The following is a 20,024-nucleotide window of genomic DNA, read 5'->3' on the forward strand; positions in this document are numbered from 1 at the left end:
TTACCAAACTCGGTGCGTAGCAATACTCACCGAGTTTTTTTATTAAATAAACAAATATGAAAACCATCGTCTCTACAAAAGTCTTATCCCAAGAACAGAAAGCAATCCTTTCAGTTCTTCCTATACACCTCATCGAACACAACTTTATCACTGTAAGCCCTATAACAATGAGCCTCACACCACCCTACGACTTGCTTATTGTTACCAGTCAAAATGCAGTGAAGAGCCTATCACAACACCCTTTGGCAACTACCTTAAAAGAGACTCCTGTTCTTTGTGTAGGTGAGCAAACTCAACAACTACTCACTCAAAACGGTTTTAATGTATTGCATTTTGCCCACTATGCCTCTGATTTGGTTCAACATTTACAGCAAAACTTAACTTCCTTAAAAAAACTTAGCTCTATCGCATTCTTTGCAGGTACTCAACGCCTTAATACCCTCCCCAACTTCTTTTTTGAAAATAATTTAAAAGTAAAAGAAATCACCGCTTATAAAACTGAATATACTCCTATTGAGATAAAAGAAAACGCAAGTGCTATTCTCTTTTACAGTCCGTCGGGAGTAGAAAGCTACTGCTCGCGCAATACCCTCACAGCTGAACAACAGATATTTTGTATAGGTAAAACTACCGCTGAAGCCGTAAAAAACAGATTAAAAAACCAAACTGAAAATATAATCCTCCCTCCAATTCCTACTGTAAAATCTCTTTTAGAAATACTGTCTATAAACCTAAAATAACAGACTATATTAAGGTAATAATCCTAAAAATAAAGAAAATAATCACTAAACATTGTTGCTCTAATTATATTTTTTTGTATTTTTGCCGATTGAGGTAGTATGTTACCTAAACACTATTAACATAATAAACAGGAAAATGAGTTGCAATAGTTGCACAATCAATCATACAAAAAAAGGGTGTATATCCAACTGTCGAGCCAGTAGCTTTGGGAGTGTAAAACTCTCGGTGTTTGATTGGCTTGCTAATACTCAATTAGCTGGTGGACAAGAGTTTTTCGACTGCGTGGAAGTACGTTTTAAAAACAGTCGAAAGGAATACTTCCGCAATGTCGACAAGCTCCCTCTGCAAATGGGAGATGTCGTAGCTACCGAAGCTCCCTCAGGTCACGATGTGGGGGTAGTAACGCTCACAGGTGAGTTGGTGCGTTCACAAATGAAGAAGCGAAAAATAGATTGGGAAGGCGACTTGCCCCGCGTATACCGCAAAGCCAATCAGCACGATATAGATGTGTGGCAACAATCACGTGCCAAAGAGATTGAAGTACAAAAACAATCACGTGAGCTGGCTATTGCCTTAGGACTCGAAATGAAAATCTCAGATGTCGAATTTCAAGGTGATGGCTCTAAGGCTACTTTCTATTATACAGCTGAAGGACGCGTAGATTTCCGCCAACTTATTAAGGATATGGCAAAAGCCTTTTCAGTGCGTATAGAAATGCGCCAGATAGGTTTCCGTCAAGAGGCAGCTCGCTTGGGCGGTATAGGCTCTTGTGGACGCGAATTGTGTTGCTCTACTTGGCTTACCGATTTTAGAAGCGTTTCTACTTCGGCTGCCCGCTATCAGCAACTCTCTTTAAATCCACAGAAATTAGCAGGGCAATGTGGTAAGCTAAAATGTTGCTTGAACTTTGAGCTCGATACTTATTTAGATGCTCTGCAAGACTTCCCAAGAACCGATACAAAACTCCATACACAACGCGGTATGGCTACTTGTCAAAAGATAGACATCTTTAAGCGATTAATGTGGTTCACTTATGATGAAAACCCTATTACTTGGCACAGACTATCTGTAGACAGTGTAAAAGAAATCTTAGAAATCAATAAAAACGGAGACCCCATCGAAGAACTCGAAGAATACGCTATAGTAGACGACTTGTCCTCTCGTAAAAAGACTTCAATATATGAGGGTATCGAACTCGCTCCTGTTGAAGAAGATAGCATCACCCGTTTTGATACACCTAAGCGTAAAAAGAACAAGCGCAACAATAAAAAAGACAATAGGGGTGGACAAAAGAATACTAAACCTGCTCAAAATAACAATAATAACACCTCTAAACAAGTAAAATCTCAGCCTAATCAAGAAGCTAAGAAAAACAATAACAATACAGAGGTAACAAACGAAAAACAAGCTCAAAAGCAACAAACAAGACCTAAAAACGGTCAGAATTTTAATGCGAATAACAAAAAGAACCCTAACAATAGAAACAAACAAAAAGTTAATAATAACAACAATACACCCAAAGATGAGAATTCTTAGTCTGCTAATCTTCTTTACGTTGCTTATTTCTTGCCATAGTGGTGTGGAATACAGCCAATATGTGTCCTTACCCAATGGTTGGGAACAGCATAAACCTATGTTTTTTGAATTAGAAGAGAATGACACAGTAGCAAAGAAAAACCTATTTATAATGCTCCGTAATGACGAACATTATGAGTTTAGTAATCTCTTTCTCATTACCAAAATGGAATTGCCTAATAGCAATAAAGTCATTGTAGACACTTTGGAATACGAAATGGCTACCCCCGAAGGTAAATGGTTAGGCGATGGCTATTCAGCCGTTAAAGAAAGTAAATTGTGGTATAAAGAAAATTTCACATTCCCTACTAAAGGTAAATATCTCATTAAAATAGAACAGGCAATGCGGAAAATAGGCGATAACAACGGCGTGCCTGTCCTTAAAGGAATTACTGAAGTAGGATTAAGAGTTGAGGAAGTAAAAAACAAAAAATAACCTTTCATTGATAAACTAATAAATAAGATATGAAAAAAACAAACGATACAAACAATAGTAGTAAAACCAAGAAGGGGATAAGCCCCGTCGTAAAGTGGTTTTGGTACATCTTCGCTGGCGGAATTGTAGCCATTATGTTACTCTTCTTATCAGCTTCTTTAGGATTATTGGGCGAGATGCCCGACTTCAAACACTTAGAAAATCCCGAAACTAATTTAGCTACCGAAATAATCACCGCCGATGGTAAATCGTTAGGGAAATTCTATTTAGATGAGAATCGTACCCCAATCAAATTCAAAGACTTGCCTAAATCATTAGTCGATGCACTTATCGCTACCGAAGACGAACGCTTTTATGAGCATTCAGGTATTGATGTACGCGGTACTTTGCGCGCAATGTTCTTCTTCGGCAGTAGAGGTGGGGCTTCAACCATCACCCAACAGTTGGCTAAACAGCTCTTCCATAAAGAAAAGAAAAGAGGTTTTGGACGCTATACTCAAAAGATAAAAGAATGGGTCATTGCTACTCGTCTCGAGAAACAATATACCAAAGAGGAAATATTGGCAATGTATTTCAATATCTACGACTTTAATAACAATGCCGATGGTATACGCTCAGCCGCTAAAATTTACTTCGATAAAGAACCTAAAAACCTCAAAGTAGAAGAGGGGGCAATGTTAGTTGGTATGTTCAAAAACTCCGCTCTTTATAACCCTGTAAAAAATAAAGAGGGCGTCACAAATAGGCGCAATGTAGTGCTTGCTCAAATGGCAAAGAACAACTACATCACCCAAGAAGAAAAAGACTCTCTGCAAAAACTGCCTTTAAAAATTAAATTCACCCCTGAAAGCCATAACGACGGTCTGGCTACCTACTTCCGTGAATACTTGCGTACTTATATGAAAACTTGGATTGAAAATAATCCTAAACCAGATGGTACCAAGCACAACTTGTACCTCGATGGACTAAAAGTCTACACTACCATCGATTCTAAAATGCAAGCATACGCCGAAGCTGCCGTTAAAGCTCATATGCAACAACTGCAAAAGGCTTTCGATGCTGAAAATAATCCTAAGAAGAACCCTATGTTCCCCTTCGTGAAGGTCTCAAAAGATGAGTACACAGCTTTAATTGAAAAAGCAATGAAAAACTCTAATCGCTGGACTCACTTAAAGTATTTAGGCTATTCCGATAAGGAAATCCGCGAGTCTTTCTATAAAAAGACCGAAATGCGCGTCTTCAGTTGGAAAGGCGAGAAAGATACTATAATGACCCCTCGCGATTCTATACTCTACTACAAAGCCTATTTGCGTACAGGAATGATGTCTATGGAACCCCAAACAGGGCACATCAAAGCTTGGGTGGGAGGTATCAATTACAAACATTTCCAATACGACCAAGTTATACAAGGCGCTCGCCAAACCGGCTCCACCTTCAAACCTTTCGTATATGCTACAGCTATCGACCAGCTCCACTATTCACCTTGTTTAGAGCTACCCGATATACAAACTTGCGTCGAAGCCAATAAATACGGCAACCTCCAAGCGTGGTGTCCGCGTAACTCCACAGGTAACTTTACCGGTAAGATGATGACTCTCAAATATGCATTAGCAAACTCCGTGAACTCTATTACGGTGAATTTAATGGATAAAGTAGGACCTCTTCCTGTCATTAACTTAGTGAAAAAGTTAGGAATAACCTCTAATATGCCCCAAGCTCCTTCCATTGCCTTAGGTACTGCCGATGCCACTGTTTTCCAAATGGTAGGCGCTTACGGTACTTTTGCCAATGAAGGCGTATATGTGAAACCTGTGCTGATTACCCGTATCGAAGATAAAAACGGTACTGTACTCTTCGAAAATACCCCTGAAACTCACGATGTGGTAAATGCCGAAGTAGCTCGTGCCGTGGTAAATCTTTTAGAAGGTGTTACTCGTTACGGCTCAGGAGCGAGATTGCGTACCAAAGGAGCTGATAGCTATAACGCTATATATAAAAATGTGATGACTGGCTACCCTTACCAATTTACTAATCCCATAGCAGGTAAAACCGGTACCACACAAAACAACAGCGATGGTTGGTTTGTCGCAATGGTACCCAATCTGGTAACAGGCGTTTGGGTAGGGGGCGAAGACCGCGCAGTATACTTCCGCAGTATGGCTTATGGGCAAGGGGCAACAATGGCATTACCCATTTGGGGATACTATATGAAAAAGTGCTATGCCGATGCCGACTTAGCCGTTTCCAAAGCCGCATTCCCTGCTCCTCAGAACGTACAAATCCAAATAGATTGTAGTAAAGAAAAAGAAGAAGGCTCAGGAGAAGACGATACCACTATCGATTTTTAATCACTAAATATATTTAAAAAAAGGATACCTTTGCTTTTGCGTTGGTATCCCTTTTCTTTTGTATTAATAAATACAACCGAACTCTCTTCTTATTTCTATCTTAACTTTAACTTACCTCCACATTTTCTTCGTTCATCGTTCGTCTTTGCGTCGTTACAGTTCCCCCTTTGGAGGGGGCTAGGGGAAGGTTATTTTCGTCCTTTGTTCGTCTTTTGTTCGTTCATAGTTCGTTCATCATTCATCAGCCCGTGTGGCTCGCACCGTCTTTCCATCCCTACAGTTCCCCCTTTGGAGGAAGTCCGCGAGAGCGGAGTATGTGAAAAGGGGGAGGTTGTCTTCGTCTTTAGTTGGTCTTTGAGTCGCTACAGTTCCCCCTTTGGAGGGGGCTAGGGGGAGGTTGTCTTCGTCTTTAGTTCGTCTTTGCGTCGCTACAGTTCCCTCTTTGAAGGGGGGTAGGGAGGATGTTTGATTTCTTCATTGTTCGTCCATTCATTATTTCTCTTTTCATTATCTGCCTGTCGTGCTACGACTTCTTTCGTATCGAACCCCCTTTTTTAGTGTTTTTTCTTCACTCTTAACTACTAACTATCAACTCTTTATATAGTCGTTGTATAGCAATCGTCCAAGATTCGTTCAAGCTTCCTATAAGCTTCCTATAAGCTCCTCATAAGCTCTATTCAACCAAAAAGCACTTTTTCCAGTTGCTTATAATTCCTTTTTATTTCCTTTGTCAAAGTTCTTGTGACCTTTTTTTAGATGTTCTTCGTAACATAAATACCACGTTATTTCTACCCTTGAGCTCACGTTAACTTATTGATTACTTACGTTTTTAAAATAAAAATAACTTTTAGTAAAGAAAAACGTACAATAAGTAAAGCGCTTTTTGTTAAGTATTTCTTAATTTTGTCCCAAAGAAAAAACTTTAAATTTTATATAATGAAAAGCATCATTAGCATTTGTATTTTGCTGTTCAGCATTCCAATGTTGGCGCAAAAAGTAACTATTACGGGGGTAGTTACCGATGAAAACAAACAACCCCTTCCTGGTGCAAGCGTTGCCGTAGAGCACGCCCATTCAGGCACTGCTACTGATTTTGAAGGGCACTTCTCCCTAAGCGTAGCTCCTACCGATAAAATCGTAGTGAGCTTTATGGGATACCGCTCCAAAACTATAGCAGTAGGTAAAACACGTACCTTCAACGTATCTCTCGAACCTGAGGTTACTCAGATTGATGAAGTAGTGCTTGTAGGTTACGGTACGCAACGCAAAAGCGATATCTCTACAGCAGTAGCTTCGGTGAAAATGGCCGATATCGCTCAAAGTAATCCATCACAGGTATTGCAAGCGTTGCAAGGTAAAGTGAGCGGGGTGCAAATCATCTCTTCCGATGGTTCTGCTTCCAGCGGTCTCACTTTTAGAATTCGCGGGGTGAACTCCATTACTGGAGGTACCCAACCGCTCTTTGTCATCGATGGGGTGCCTATGCCTACTCAAAGGGTAACCAACACCAATGAAGATGTGGCTACCAATCCACTGCTCAGCTTGAACCCCAGCGATATTGAATCAATGGAAATCCTTAAAGATGCCGCAGCAGCAGCTATCTACGGGTCTAACGGATCGAATGGGGTAGTGCTCATCACCACCAAAAAAGGTAAAGAATTAGCAAAACCTAAGTTCAATTTTAGTTATGCAAGCTCTATTGATATGATGCCTAACATTCCTTTAAAGGTGCTCGGTGCTGAAGATTACGCCCATAAAATGCTCAACTATGCCACTTGGGATAATCCTCAAGTCATCGACTTCTGGCAACGAATGATTGCAGGACAACAGTGGAACAACCCTGACGTGAAAGATTGGCTCAATGAAGTTACCCAAACAGGTACTAAAAACGAAGCTAATGGTAGCATTACTGGTGGTACCGACCAAACCCGTTATATGCTTTCCGTAGGCTATCTCAACCAAGAAGGTTTGCTTAAACATTCAGCTTTCAATCGCTTTACTTCACGACTCAACCTCTCTCAAAAGATTAACGACAAACTCAATGCAGGGGTAAACCTTTCGTATGCGGTATCTAAAGATAAAAACCCCGTAAGCGATTGGTCACAAAATGGGGTAGTGCTCAAAGCTTTGCAAACTTCACCTTTCTTGCTCTATCCTGGTTTTGCTACCCTGATGAGCTATCCTAACATTCGCACAATGAGCCCTAAAGTAGCGGTAGACCAAGTAGATATCAATACCAAATACAACGAACTCAACGCCAATGTATACCTCAGCTACCAACTGCTCAAAGATTTGACCTTTAACACCAGTGCTTCTTACCGTTTGCACACCATTGGTCAAGACCGTTTCTATGGTACTGACACTTGGTTTGGTCAGTCCGAACGCGGTCGTATGGAGCTTTCTAATCGCAATGAGAACAGCTGGGTATACGAAGCTCGTTTGCAGTACTCTAAGAGCATCAACAAGCACTATTTCTCACTGATGGGTGCTTTTGAAGCCAATAAGTATTGGACAGACTATACTTACAACAAGTCTACCAACTTCGAGGATACCAAACAAGGCATTTGGGGTATCAATCAAGGGTTAGTAACCTACGCACCTCTGTACACTTATGATGGTAACCAATTGGTGTCCTACATCAGCAGGGCTACTTATAGTTATAACAACAAGTACGTGCTCAACGCTTCCCTCCGTGCCGATGGTTCTTCTAAATTTGGTAAGAACAACAAGTACGGTTACTTCCCTGCCGTTTCTTTAGCTTGGAACGCTCACGAAGAAGATTTTATCAAGAAAATTGAAGCAATTTCTAACTTGCGTTTGCGCGGTAGTTTTGGTATGACGGGTAACAACCAAATCCCATCTTACCAATCCTTAGCACAACTCGCGAAGAACAAAGTGGTATTAGATGGTAATAAAGTGGAAATCGGTCGCTATACCAGCAATATTGCCAACGATAACCTCAAATGGGAAAGCCAAAAGCAATACAACATCGGTTTAGATTTATCATTCCTCAAAAATCGTTACACTCTTTCTACCGAGTTGTACTATAAACGTATAGACGATATGCTTCTAGAAGTGAATATCCCTTCTACTTCAGGATTCCAAAAAGCTTGGAAGAATGCAGGTTCAATGGAAAACAAAGGTCTCGAAGTGAGCTTCAACGCACAATGGTTGCGTGAAGGTGACTTTAAATGGACAACCGATTTCAACATTTCTTTCTACCGAAATAAAATCCTTTCATTAGATGAAGGGCAATATCAACAATTCTATGACCGTGGTATCAACTCCAAAATCAAAAGCGATGTGCTCTTGCGCGTGGGTATGCCTGTAGGTATTTACTACGGTTATGTAGCCGATGGAGTTTTCCACAACCAAAACGAAGTGGACAATGCCGAACCAGGTCCTAACGTAGCCTTAGGCGGTTTGCGCGTGAAAGACATCAACCACGATGGGGTGATTGACACTAACGACCGTGTGCCCGTAGCCGATGTAAACCCCTTGCACACTGGCGGTATCGGCAATACTTTCTCTTATAAAGGTTGGGAATTGTACGCTTTCTTGCGCTGGTCGTATGGCAACGATGTAGTGAACGGTAATGCTTATTACCTCACAGGTACTAAGAACATTGACAACATCACTCAAAGCGTGTACAACAACGTGTGGTCACCTCAGCACCCCGATCGTAACTTCCCTCTCTTTGGAGGTGGTTTCTGGGCTGAGAACGCTTTCCGTAGTGATTTAGTGGAAGACGGTTCTTTCCTCCGTTTGCAAACGGTAAGCCTCAGCTACAACTTGCCTAAAGAAGTGTTGGAACCTTACAAGCTTAGCAAGTTGCGCGTAGGAGTTACCGGCACCAATCTCGCTCTCTGGACACGCTATTCAGGGTTTGACCCCGAAGCCAATACAGGTTATGGCACCATCGCCCGCTTAGCACCAGGGCTCGATATGAGTCCGTACCCACGACCTACCTCGGTTTTATTCTCAGTAGAAGTTGGTTTTTAAAAAATACAGATTATGAAATTACATATTACCACCATTATAGCGATAGGGGCAAGTGTTGCACTTAGTAGTTGTGGCAAGTTCTTAGAAGAAGACCCTAAGAGTACCCCTAATGCCCAGTTTTTCTATGAAAATGAACTAGATGCTCGCCAAGCGATGAACGGTACTTACCGTTATCTTACCGATGAGTACGTTACAGGTCACGGCACCAAACAAATCAGTACTGACCTTGCTAAACGCGCCGACTGGGACGAAGGGAGCGGGCTTCGCAACTACAAATTTGGCCCCGATAACGATTATATCACTCAAATGTGGCAACACCACTACGCTGCCATCAAGAACTGCAATTCGGTAATCGATAATGTAACCGAACACCAAGGACGCATTAATAACTGGGAACGCTATGTAGCCGAAGCTCGTGGCGTGCGTGCTTATTTGTACTTTGATTTGGTGCGCTGGTTTGGCGATGTGCCTTTGGTACTCAAAGAAACCAAATCACTCAACGACCTGAAAGTGCCTCGCACCCCTCAAAAACAAGTGTTCGAACAAATCATTGCCGACTTTACTTACGCAATGGCACACGTAGCCGAAAAAGGCGATACGGGCAATGGCTATCAGTATGGGCGCATTACTAAAGATGCTTGCCGTGGTTTCTTAGCCAAAGTACACTTGTGGCTCGCCTCAGTAGCCCAACGTGACGGTCGTGAAGTACTGGGTTCGGCTACTGATAATTACACTAAAGCGATGAACTACGCCAAAGAAGTAATACAAGGTGGTCGCTACCAATTGGTAGAGTACTATCCTGATGTGTTCAACGCTAAAACTAAAGTGAGCGAAGCTCCTAAAGAAGTGATTTGGTGCGTACAAGGACTCACTGGCGACGATACCGGTACCCTCGTAGGAATGCTCTACGGTATGAGAGGTAATGAAAACTTAGGAGGCTCTTGGGACAATATCTCTAGTTCCGATTACCACCGTATGATTTACGAACCTTCCGATTCTATCCGTCGCCTTTGGAACTGCCCTCGCGTGCAAGTGCTTGACAATGGTAAAATATGGGGCTGGGATTACGACATTTACAAAGATACACGTGTTGATCAACCGCTCAGCGGGGCTGATGAGAAGAACAACTGGGTGATGTGGAGTATCGGTAAATTCCGTCGTTTCCCCTTAGCTGATGCCTCTTCTTATAACTATAAGAACTTTGGTATGGACGAGCCTCTCCTTCGCTTTGCCGATGTGCTTCTCATTTATGCCGAAGCCTATAACGAAGTAAATCACTCACCTGGGGCTTATACCCCCTCATCTTCCTTGGCGATGAACGGCACCAATGTAAACAGTGCTTACGATGCGGTGAACTTAGTGCGCAAACGCGCTCGTATCTCTAACAAAGCTGGCGGACGTGTAGTACACCGCGATGCCTTACCTCGCGACTTGGACAAAACCCATATAGACGATGTAAACACCGTAGTAGCCGACTGGAAAACAGGTGTTTATGGTAATGATTACGCAGGTACTGCAATGTGGACAGCCAAACATTACAGCGATGATTACACCGCTTTCCGCACCGAAATTCTCAACGAACGCTCTCGTGAACTCGTAGGAGAAACTACCGACCGCTGGTGTGACCTTGTGCGCCGTGGCATCTTAGTGGAAGCTTTCCAAAATTGGCGTATCAACAATCCGTTTATCAGTGGAGAAGAACGCCGCATTCCAGCTCCTGCTGCCCCTGAGAACATTCGCCCTTACCACCAATTGTTGCCTATTCCGCTTAGCGAAATAGATGCTAATAAGAATCTCACTCAAAACCCTGGATACTAAAATGAAAACACATATATTACTCATTAGTGGGTTACTACTCACGGCTTTAGGCGCTTGCACTAAGGACAAAGCTGAGGACATTGACCTATCGGTAACTGCCGATAAAACCCAAGTAAAAGTAGGCGATCCTGTAACCTTTATCATCAACCACAATGTAAATGCCTTAGCGATTTACACGGGTGATGAAGGTCACGATTACCAAAAGAGTATTGACAATGTACTCAAAGGAAAAACTTCTCAAGAGTTACAAGCTCAAAACTATCGCCCTACCGACCCTGATGTGAAACCCTACAAAGTAGATTTTACGTCTACAGAAGTAGGAAGCACTACCTTAGCCGATGGTGCTTTTGAAGTGCGCAATGCCAATAGTGGTGATAACTTAGTAGGTAATCAAGCCGAGGTAGTTACTGATGCTACCATAGGTAAAAAGGTAGTGAAAGTAAACGCCCAACACCCTAACTGGTGGTATGAGGCTTTGCGATTAAATGTCAATACCAAAGTAGGTAGCAATAAGAAGATGACTTTAAGAATGAAATATGCTACTACTGTCTTGAAAAATAGTAACGACAAAAGCGAACACCCCGAAGAAACTAAATTTCCTATCGTAATACGTTTAGGTGGAATTGCCGAAGGTGAAACAGCCGTAACTTTTAACGGTGATACCGTTTGGGATTTGTTCGTAGAGCCTAAAACTGAGTATACTGACTATACTTTTGACATCGGTCGTGTGATAAGTGCTTGGGAAAGCGGTGTGAATAAAAAGATGGCAACACTTTCTTATATTCAAATCCTATTTACCACCGTAGGAGCAGATATTGGCTATATAGGTGATTACTTTGTGGAATCAGCTTCCTTTGGCGCCATTGACTACAAAGCGTTTGACACAGGTCAAGGTCTTACGATCACCGATAACTCTGGTGTGACCAAATACACTCACACTTACACACAACCAGGTACTTACGAAGTAGTGGTAGTGGGTAGTAGCAGTGGTTTCAAAAGCTATTCAAAGGACGGTTACAAAACCGATGTGGGTACCGTGAGTGCTAACGAGTATAAATACAATACTGAGTACCGTACTATCAAAATCACGGTTACCCCATAGGAGAGTAACGAGGTGTGAATCGTACGAACAGGGTAAAAAAAAGACGAAGGAAAGACGAACGATGAGTGGCTCATCAGTGGCTGAAGAACGAAGGAAAGACGAACCTAAGGCGAAGCTAAGACGAAGCTAAGACGAAGAAAAGGTGATTAAGTCACGGTTTTTAGATTTAGGTATTTTGAGCTTTTAATAAGGTTTTTATATCTTTGCCCTCTAAATGAATTTTCGACAAATGAATAGAACGATAAAGCTCCTGCGAATCCTGCTGTTGTTGCCATTATGGCTACAAGCGCAAGAAACTTTCCTTTTCCACCATCTTACGCGCAATGAAGGCTTGTTGCACGACAACGTAACTTGCATTGCTCAGGATTCGTTGGGCTTTATTTGGCTCGGTACTCACCGCGGTTTGAACCGTTTTGACGGCTACACCCTTGATGCTTACAAGTACGAGCAAGACCCTATTAACAGTGTGTACTACAACCGCGTGTATAGCCTCCAACCGATGGGGCGTTACCTTTGGGTGGCTACTGAAGCGGGCGTTGCTTGTTTTGATATACGTCTCAAGCAGTTTGTCAATTTTAAAATAGACGACCCTCTCGATTTAGCGTTCTATAGCAAGGTGAAACTCTTACAAAAAGGAGCGGATAATGAATTGTGGCTTCTGACTGAAAACCAAATCAGGCGTGCTAAAACCGTGTGGAATGAGCGTAGCAAAACCCTTACACTGAAAACTTTGCCTATCGGTAATGCCTCTGGGCTCACTACCTCTCAGCTAAATCCGCAGATAGCAGTGAGCGAAAAAGGCGAGGTGTGGCTTTCGGGCAACCCTGCACTATCGGCTTATGCTCGCGATAAGGGGACTCTAAAAGCGCTTCCTGAAAAAGCGAACAACATAGGTTCGGGTATCGTGAAAATGCTCTATGCCGAGGGCTTCCTCTGGGTAATTTATCGCGATAGCTTGGTGAAATACGCTTGTAATCCTGACAACACCTATACGGCTGTTGCCAAAAAGGAATTCGACCTGAACCAGCACTTGTTGTCGCTCGCAATGAGTAGCCAATACGTGTGGGTAGTGAATGAAGAAAGCATCTTTCAGTTGGATAAGCACAGTCTCACCCTGCTGAAAACTCACACTCATTCGCCTCTGAACCCTTATTCGGCAAAGAATCACATTAACAGTGTATTCTTGGACAAGGATAGCAATTTGTGGGTCTCAGCTTGGTCGGATGGGGTGTCGTACAGCAGTACGCGTGATGCGTTCTTCAAAACCGTATGGATAAAACCTCAAAGCAAAGTGGGTTCGGAGTTCGTGAGCACTATGTATGCCGACCCTGATGGCTATGTGTACATAGGCAATAAGTTCGGTGGCGTGATGAGATTTCACACCCAAAGTGCTCAACTCGACGAGAATTATTGCTATGCTCCTGAACTTTCACCTAACGTGACGAGCATTCAAAGCGATAAAGAACATTTGTACGTATCGGTACGCGAACGCGTTTTTGTAATTGACAAGCAAAGCCGACGCATCGTCAGTACATTTCAACCGCTGTGCAAGGATTATATTTTCGACATCAAGTTCGACCTCTTTCACCGCTTGTGGATTACTACTTATTCGGGATTGGAATGCTTTCAGCAGCAAAACGGACAGTGGCAGAACGTCTACTCCTTTACTGAAACAATGCCCGAACCGCGTAGGCTTTCTACTAATAAGCTCCACAAAATATATGTGGACAAAGCTAAGAACGAGTTAGTCATCACTTCCACTACAGGCCTCAACCGCTTGTTGCTCAACGCTCAGGGCGAAGTGATGCGCGTACTACAATACACTGCCGATGCTGCTAACCCTCACAGCCTGAGTAGCAATTACCTTTGGGCAATCGACAAAGATAAAGATACTTATTGGATAGGCACAATGGGTAGCGGACTCAACAAGGTGGTTTTCACCGACAATGCCAATGGAGTGCCAGCCTATACGGCAAAACATTACGGCATTGCCGAAGGGGCTACTTCTAACGATATCGAAAGTGTGGAAGTCGATGCTTTTGGCAATGTGTGGTGTGGAGGCTTTTACTTGAGCTATTTCAAGGTTCAGCGCGAACGCTTTGCAGCTTTCAGTAAGAACGATGGCTTGCAGGGGCACAGTTTTGGTACAGCTTCTTCTTGCAAAGATACTCAAGGCAATCTGTACTTTGGGGGCTCTCACGGGTTCAACTATTTCAAACCTCAAGCGCAAATGCCTTCATCGGCGCATTTGAAAGTGCATTTCAGTAGGTTCGAGAACAACGGTAAGGTGGTCAATTCGCCTATTGAGTTTACCGATGCTTTGACGATTGCCTACCCGAACAACGATTTTGCGGTATATTTTACCACCTTGTCCTACAATGCGCCTCAACGCCTGCGCTATCGCTATAAATTAGAAGATTACGACACCGATTGGCACGAGATTGAAGTGAACGAGCTCGCTCCTCACGCGGCTTACCAAAAGTTGCCTTATGGTACTTATAAACTATTAGTTGAGGTAGGCGATTGGCAACAGTGGAGCGGTACACAAGCCGTACTAACGGTGGTTTCTAAACCTCCTTTTTGGCTCACGTGGTGGGCGTATACGCTCTACGCACTTGCCTTTGTGGGCTTGCTGTACATAGGTTTCCGCTACTTTATGCGGTGGACGCAAATGAAGCACACCATAGCCGTACAAGAGGAAAAAGAACGCCAAAAAGAAGAGCTAATGCAGATGAAAATGCAGTTCTTCACTGATGTATCGCACGAGTTCCGCACCCCTCTCACCCTGATGAGCCACGCCGTGAGCGAAATGGAAGAGGAAATGCCCGCCAACAAGCACGTACACAGCTTGAAACGCAATACGGGCAAGCTCAGCAATATGGTGAATGAGCTCTTGGAAATACACCGTATGGACGTGTATACCCCTCAGCTGAAAACCAATTACATTTCGGCAAATCGCTATGTACAGTCTATTTTCAGCGAGTTCAAGGAGTGGGCACACCAAAGCGGCATCGCGATGCAATTGGCATTACCTGAACAAGAGGTGCAATTGTGGATAGACGAGAAGTACTTTAGCAAAATCCTCTCGAATATCCTTTCCAATGCCATCAAGTATTCCAATGCGGGTAGCACGGTACGTTTATCAGTGTCCGTGGGGAACTTGAGCGAGTGCTCACTGCTGTACAAGAACGCTTTTGAGAACACCTCTCACACTTTGGCGGGCAAACAGCTCATCGTAAAAGTGCAAGACGAAGGCGTAGGACTCGAGAAAAATGTCCTGCCCGAAATCTTTGAACGCTTCCACCGCGTGGAAGGACAAGGTCAAAAGCGCGTGGGTTCGGGCATCGGTCTTTCTTTAGTGAAATCACTCGTCGAAGCGCATCGCGGGGGGATTATCATCAGCAGTAAGCCCAATGTGGGTACCGAAGTGATCGTTACTTTCCCGATGGACGATAGTTATTTATTGCCCGAACAGAAGTTGCAGGACAGTGCTTTCCAATTGAAAGAATACTTATCCGATTACGCTGTGGAGTACGAACACTTAGGAGAAGACGACGATGAAACCGTGAATTTGCCTCAAGAGGACAAGCCTACACTATTATTAGTAGACGACAATCACGAGGTGCTGATGATACTCAAAAACATCTTTATCAAGGAGTACAACATCATTCTCGCTTCGGACGGCGAACAGGCTATTGAGAAGTGCAACCAGCATTTCCCTAATTTGGTCATCTCCGATGTGATGATGCCTAAGATTGACGGTTTTGAGCTCTGTGCTATCCTCAAGAGGAACCTGCAAACTTGCTTTATCCCTGTGATATTGCTCACCGCCAAATCGCAAATTGAATCGCAAATTGAAGGCATTGAGCTGGGCGCCGATGCCTATCTCACCAAACCTTTCGACGTGAAATTGCTCAAAACCAATGTGCGCAACTTGCTCAGCAAAAGCAAACAGCACACCCCTACTGAGAATATCCGTCAGAAGGTAATCGATAAAAAACAACAAGAACTATTGGATAAGCTCACCCATTTGGTGGCGACCAACTTGCAGAACCCTCATTTCTCGGTAGATAACCTTTGCCTTGAATTAGGATTGAACCGCACCAAACTGTACAGCTTTGCCAAACAAGCCACCGACCTTACCTTGGCGAACTACATTCGCAAAATACGCTTGGACAAAGCCGCCGAACTGCTCAAAACCACCGATAAGCTCATCAGCGAAGTGTGTTATGAAGTAGGCATCGACAGTCCGTCGTATTTCACCCGAGCCTTTAAAGAACAATTCGGGGTTTCCCCCTCTGAATACATTTCATCAGGTAAAAGGTAAGAGGTAAGAAAATAATGACTAAAAAATGATATTCGTGTATAATGCCCGTCGCTAATTCCCCCTCTCCGAGGGGGTTAGGGGGAGGTTTATACAATACATAAGCAATAAAACCACACAGAATGAAAAGAATATTTGCTTTTATTACGCTGTGCAGTTCGCTATGGGCGAGCGCACAACAACCCACTGAAATCACCCTACTTCCCAACGAACAGTGGTGGGGTGGTTTTACAGGGGTGGGCAAAGAAATGCCTTACCAACCTTCGGAGCGCGTTTACAACCTGCGCACTGAAAACTTTAACAACCAGTCGGTGCCCTTTTTGTACTCTAACCAAGGGCGCTATATTGTATCGGACGCTCCTTTTGCTTATCAGTTTCAGGAGGGTAAAATCTGCCTTACGCCTTCACGCGCCACGGTAACCTGCCACACGGCAGGTAATACCCTCAAAAGTGCTTACGAGGCTGTGAGCAAGCAGTATTTCCCACCTTCAGGAGTAATTCCTCCCGAAGTGTTCTTTACCAAACCACAGTACAACACTTGGATTGAACTCATTTACAATCAGAATGAGAAAGACGTTTTGGCTTATGCCAAAGCAATTGTGGATAACGGTATGCCCACTGGCGTGATTATGATTGACGACAATTGGCAAAAAGACTATGGCGTATGGCAATTCCGCCCCGATAAGTTCCCTACTCCTAAAGAAATGGTGAACCAATTGCACCAAATGGGCTTCAAGGTAATGGTATGGGTATGTCCGTTTGTATCGCCCGACAGCCAGGAGTACCGCTTTTTGCGCGACAAGGGCTATTTGGTGAAGAAAAAAGGCAGCGAAACCCCCGCTATCCTCGATTGGTGGAACGGACTCAGTGCTTGCTATGACCTCAGCAATCCCGATGCCTTTGCGCACTTTGTAGGAGTACTCAAAGATTTGCAAAAAGAATACGGTATCGATGGCTTTAAGTTTGATGCGGGTGACCCCGAACGCTATTTGGCAGAAGAGGTAGACGTGTTCGACAAAAAATCGTATGATGTAGAGCAAAGCCTGCTTTGGGGTAAATTGGGCTTGGAATTCCCTTACAACGAGTTCCGCGCTTGCTGGAAACTCGGCGGACAACCTTTAGTACAACGCTTGGGCGACAAGAGTTATTCGTGGGACGGTGTGGAGCGCTTAGTCCCCGATATGATCGCTGCAGGGCTCAACGGTTATGCCTACGCTTGTCCCGATATGATTGGCGGTGGCGAATACGGCAGTTTCTTGAATGTAGACCCTGCAAAGTTCAACCAGAAACTCATCGTGCGCTCTTGCCAAATCCACTCGATGATGCCGATGATGCAATTCTCAGTAGCTCCTTGGCGCATCCTTTCCAAAGAGAATTTAGCTATCTGCATTAAATACGCCAAATGGCACGAACAGTTAGGCGATTATATCATTGCCGAGGCTAAAAAATCAGCACAAACAGGCGAACCTATCGTCCGCAGTATGGAGTACGCTTTCCCTCATCAAGGATTTGCCCACTGCAAAGACCAATATATGCTGGGTGATAAGTACTTAGTAGCCCCCGTAATGACCGAAAACGATGTGCGCACCGTCAAATTGCCCAAAGGCACTTGGCAAGACGACCAAGGCAAGAAATACAAAGGAGGCAAGCAGTACACCCTCAAAGTTCCTTTAGAACGATTGCCTTATTTTGTAAAGATTAAATAATAAATTAGATATGTAGAGGTATCCAAAAAGTTTATTGAGTGTATACAATATGCTTCTATATCTACATAAAGTGACGTAATTATAACTGATTATTAATACAATAGACTTTGTCAAAGTTTTTGGACTTTGACAAAGTTTGTGATGTAAAAACAACTTTTAAAATTTTGGAGATACTCTATTGAATTAAAAATAAACTTAAAACATTCAAACGTATGAAAAAAAGCTTTTTAACACTATTCGTTCTGTTGGCAATAGCTATAGCTTGCCAGAGTAAAGACGATGAAGAACAACCCGGGGGAGGCTCTCAAACCTCTACTACTGAGACTTCTACGACCACCTCTACAACTACTTCCACTACCCAAACTACGACTACCAACCCACCTGTTACCCCTCCGCTACCTCCGGTAACCCCACCCGTTACTCCTCCGGTAACCCCTCCAACTGTTCCTTCTCTGAACCAAATTGTGAGATATGAGGGTACTAATGAGATATTTTTAAATCCTGAGAGAGGATTTTTAACTCATCAAGACCAAGGGGAAGGCAATTGGACGCTTACTGCAGATTGGGTGAGACGAAAGCGAAATGAGGAGGGAATAAACCTTATTCTCACGATTTATTATATGAATAACTTTCGGGAGAAAGACATTCCTGAGTACTTTTTAAATCGTATCAGGAATAATATGAGGGTGATTCGCGAAGGAGGCTCTAAGGTGGTTTTACGCTTTGCTTATTCAAAATACGAAAGTGAGTATCACAATGGTAGGGGAGATACTTCGTGGTATTGGACGGAAAGACATCTCAACCAATTGGCACCGATAATTCGCGAAAATGCTGATGTGATAGCTGTATGGGAAGCAGGTTTTGTGGGTGTATGGGGCGAATGGTATTACACTAATAATTACGGCTTTGAACCTCAAGAAAACGCAGGGGCTTATGAAGCCCGTAGAAAGGTATTAGCTAAAGAATTGAGTATTTTACCTAAGGACAGAATGGTAGTTGTGCGCTACCCAATGGCAAAGATATTTACCCAAAACATCAATGTGTACACCAATCTTACAGAGGGGAATGCTTACAACGGAAGTGATTTGTCACGCATAGGTTTCCATAATGATTGCTTTTTGGCTGATGCTCCTAATATGGGGACTTATCCTAATGAAAACTACCGCAAGTATATGGAGCGGGAAACTCAATATGTGGCAATGGGGGGAGAAACTTGTACTCCGCCGAATACTTATACTGAATGTGGTAATGCTTTAAGAGAAATGGCTTTGTATCATTGGAGTTATATCAATATGGATTTTCACGACGGTACTATTAATAGTTGGAAAAACAGGTGTATGGACGATATGAAGCGAAAATTAGGCTATCGGTTTGCGCTTAACTACGGTAAATTTACGGGCAATCCAGTGCCTGGTGGACGTTTGCAAATAGAGCTTGAACTCAAGAATGAAGGCTTTGCGTCGCCCTATAATCGTCGTGATGTACAGCTTGTTTTAGTGAGAAAAGGTACTTCAGAAAAACAAGTATTTAAGCTTAATGACGACCCACGACGCTGGTTTGCAGGTAAAACTGTGAAAGTGAAAGCGGATATTTCTTTGCCACAACATCTGGTTAAAGGGCTTTACGATGTTTATTTGAATTTACCTGACCCTTACCAAAGTCTTGCTAATCGTCCGGAATACAGCATTCGTTTGGCAAATAGAGATGTATGGGAAGCTCAAACAGGTTATAATAAACTCAATACGATTACAATTCAATAGGGATTAGTATCATACAAACAAAAGGAAAAGGTCAGCAATAGGATTTTGCTGACCTTTTTTAATAATACTAGAAATACCAGAAATACTAAAAAATGAACTTTCGTAGCACGGTGCGAGCCACACAAGCAAGTAGAAAATTAGACTTTTCGGACGAGTCGGACGGGAGGGCGGATAATTTGGACAGGTAGTAAAGTTTTTAGAACCATCGAAGA

General features: G+C 43.1%; 10 protein-coding genes. All 10 read left to right on the top strand.

What is annotated here, in order from left to right; all coding sequences use genetic code 11:
- The first annotated feature begins 56 nt into the window (after window positions 1-56).
- Window positions 57-740 (top strand): uroporphyrinogen-III synthase, encoded by a 684-nt coding sequence (locus RCZ04_RS07995; RefSeq protein ID WP_460485519.1) that lies wholly within the window; start codon window positions 57-59, stop codon window positions 738-740.
- A gap of 226 nt (window positions 741-966) precedes the next feature.
- Entirely contained in the window at window positions 967-2,277 is a 1,311-nt protein-coding gene (locus RCZ04_RS08000) for a PSP1 domain-containing protein (RefSeq protein WP_460485588.1), read from the top strand.
- Complete coding sequence (locus tag RCZ04_RS08005; protein ID WP_460485520.1) at window positions 2,264-2,752, top strand: gliding motility lipoprotein GldH; 489 nt, start codon at window positions 2,264-2,266, stop codon at window positions 2,750-2,752. Before RCZ04_RS08000 ends, RCZ04_RS08005 begins: the two co-directional genes overlap by 14 nt.
- A gap of 29 nt (window positions 2,753-2,781) precedes the next feature.
- Window positions 2,782-5,100 (top strand): penicillin-binding protein 1A, encoded by a 2,319-nt coding sequence (locus RCZ04_RS08010; protein ID WP_460485521.1) that lies wholly within the window; start codon window positions 2,782-2,784, stop codon window positions 5,098-5,100.
- A 936-nt stretch (window positions 5,101-6,036) separates the two neighbouring features.
- On the top strand, window positions 6,037-9,102 hold the full coding sequence (locus RCZ04_RS08015) for a SusC/RagA family TonB-linked outer membrane protein (protein WP_460485522.1): 3,066 nt from the start codon (window positions 6,037-6,039) through the stop codon (window positions 9,100-9,102).
- Window positions 9,103-9,114: 12 nt separating this feature from the next.
- The gene (locus RCZ04_RS08020) at window positions 9,115-10,920 is read left to right on the top strand and encodes a RagB/SusD family nutrient uptake outer membrane protein (RefSeq protein WP_460485523.1); all 1,806 of its coding nucleotides are present in this window, start codon (window positions 9,115-9,117) and stop codon (window positions 10,918-10,920) included.
- Window position 10,921: 1 nt separating this feature from the next.
- On the top strand, window positions 10,922-12,022 hold the full coding sequence (locus RCZ04_RS08025; RefSeq protein ID WP_460485524.1) for a DUF5017 domain-containing protein: 1,101 nt from the start codon (window positions 10,922-10,924) through the stop codon (window positions 12,020-12,022).
- 229 nt (window positions 12,023-12,251) lie between these two features.
- Window positions 12,252-16,349 carry a response regulator gene (locus RCZ04_RS08030; RefSeq protein WP_460485525.1) on the top strand — a complete coding sequence of 1,366 codons (4,098 nt, stop codon included), beginning with the start codon at window positions 12,252-12,254 and terminating at the stop codon, window positions 16,347-16,349.
- A gap of 119 nt (window positions 16,350-16,468) precedes the next feature.
- On the top strand, window positions 16,469-18,052 hold the full coding sequence (locus tag RCZ04_RS08035) for a glycoside hydrolase family 31 protein (protein ID WP_460485526.1): 1,584 nt from the start codon (window positions 16,469-16,471) through the stop codon (window positions 18,050-18,052).
- A 212-nt stretch (window positions 18,053-18,264) separates the two neighbouring features.
- Entirely contained in the window at window positions 18,265-19,812 is a 1,548-nt protein-coding gene (locus tag RCZ04_RS08040) for a DUF4832 domain-containing protein (protein ID WP_460485527.1), read from the top strand.
- Window positions 19,813-20,024: the final 212 nt, after the last annotated feature.

Source organism: Capnocytophaga sp. HP1101 (genome assembly GCF_054772415.1).

Bases quoted from the DNA above. Each gene is read 5' to 3' on its own strand.
- RCZ04_RS08025 (WP_460485524.1), top strand. From the start codon at position 10,922: ATGAAAACACATATATTACTCATTAGTGGGTTACTACTCACGGCTTTA.
- RCZ04_RS08005 (WP_460485520.1), top strand. From the start codon at position 2,264: ATGAGAATTCTTAGTCTGCTAATCTTCTTTACGTTGCTTATTTCTTGC.
- RCZ04_RS08040 (WP_460485527.1), top strand. From the start codon at position 18,265: ATGAAAAAAAGCTTTTTAACACTATTCGTTCTGTTGGCAATAGCTATA.
- RCZ04_RS08030 (WP_460485525.1), top strand. From the start codon at position 12,252: ATGAATAGAACGATAAAGCTCCTGCGAATCCTGCTGTTGTTGCCATTA.
- RCZ04_RS08035 (WP_460485526.1), top strand. From the start codon at position 16,469: ATGAAAAGAATATTTGCTTTTATTACGCTGTGCAGTTCGCTATGGGCG.
- RCZ04_RS08010 (WP_460485521.1), top strand. From the start codon at position 2,782: ATGAAAAAAACAAACGATACAAACAATAGTAGTAAAACCAAGAAGGGG.
- RCZ04_RS08015 (WP_460485522.1), top strand. From the start codon at position 6,037: ATGAAAAGCATCATTAGCATTTGTATTTTGCTGTTCAGCATTCCAATG.
- RCZ04_RS08020 (WP_460485523.1), top strand. From the start codon at position 9,115: ATGAAATTACATATTACCACCATTATAGCGATAGGGGCAAGTGTTGCA.
- RCZ04_RS07995 (WP_460485519.1), top strand. From the start codon at position 57: ATGAAAACCATCGTCTCTACAAAAGTCTTATCCCAAGAACAGAAAGCA.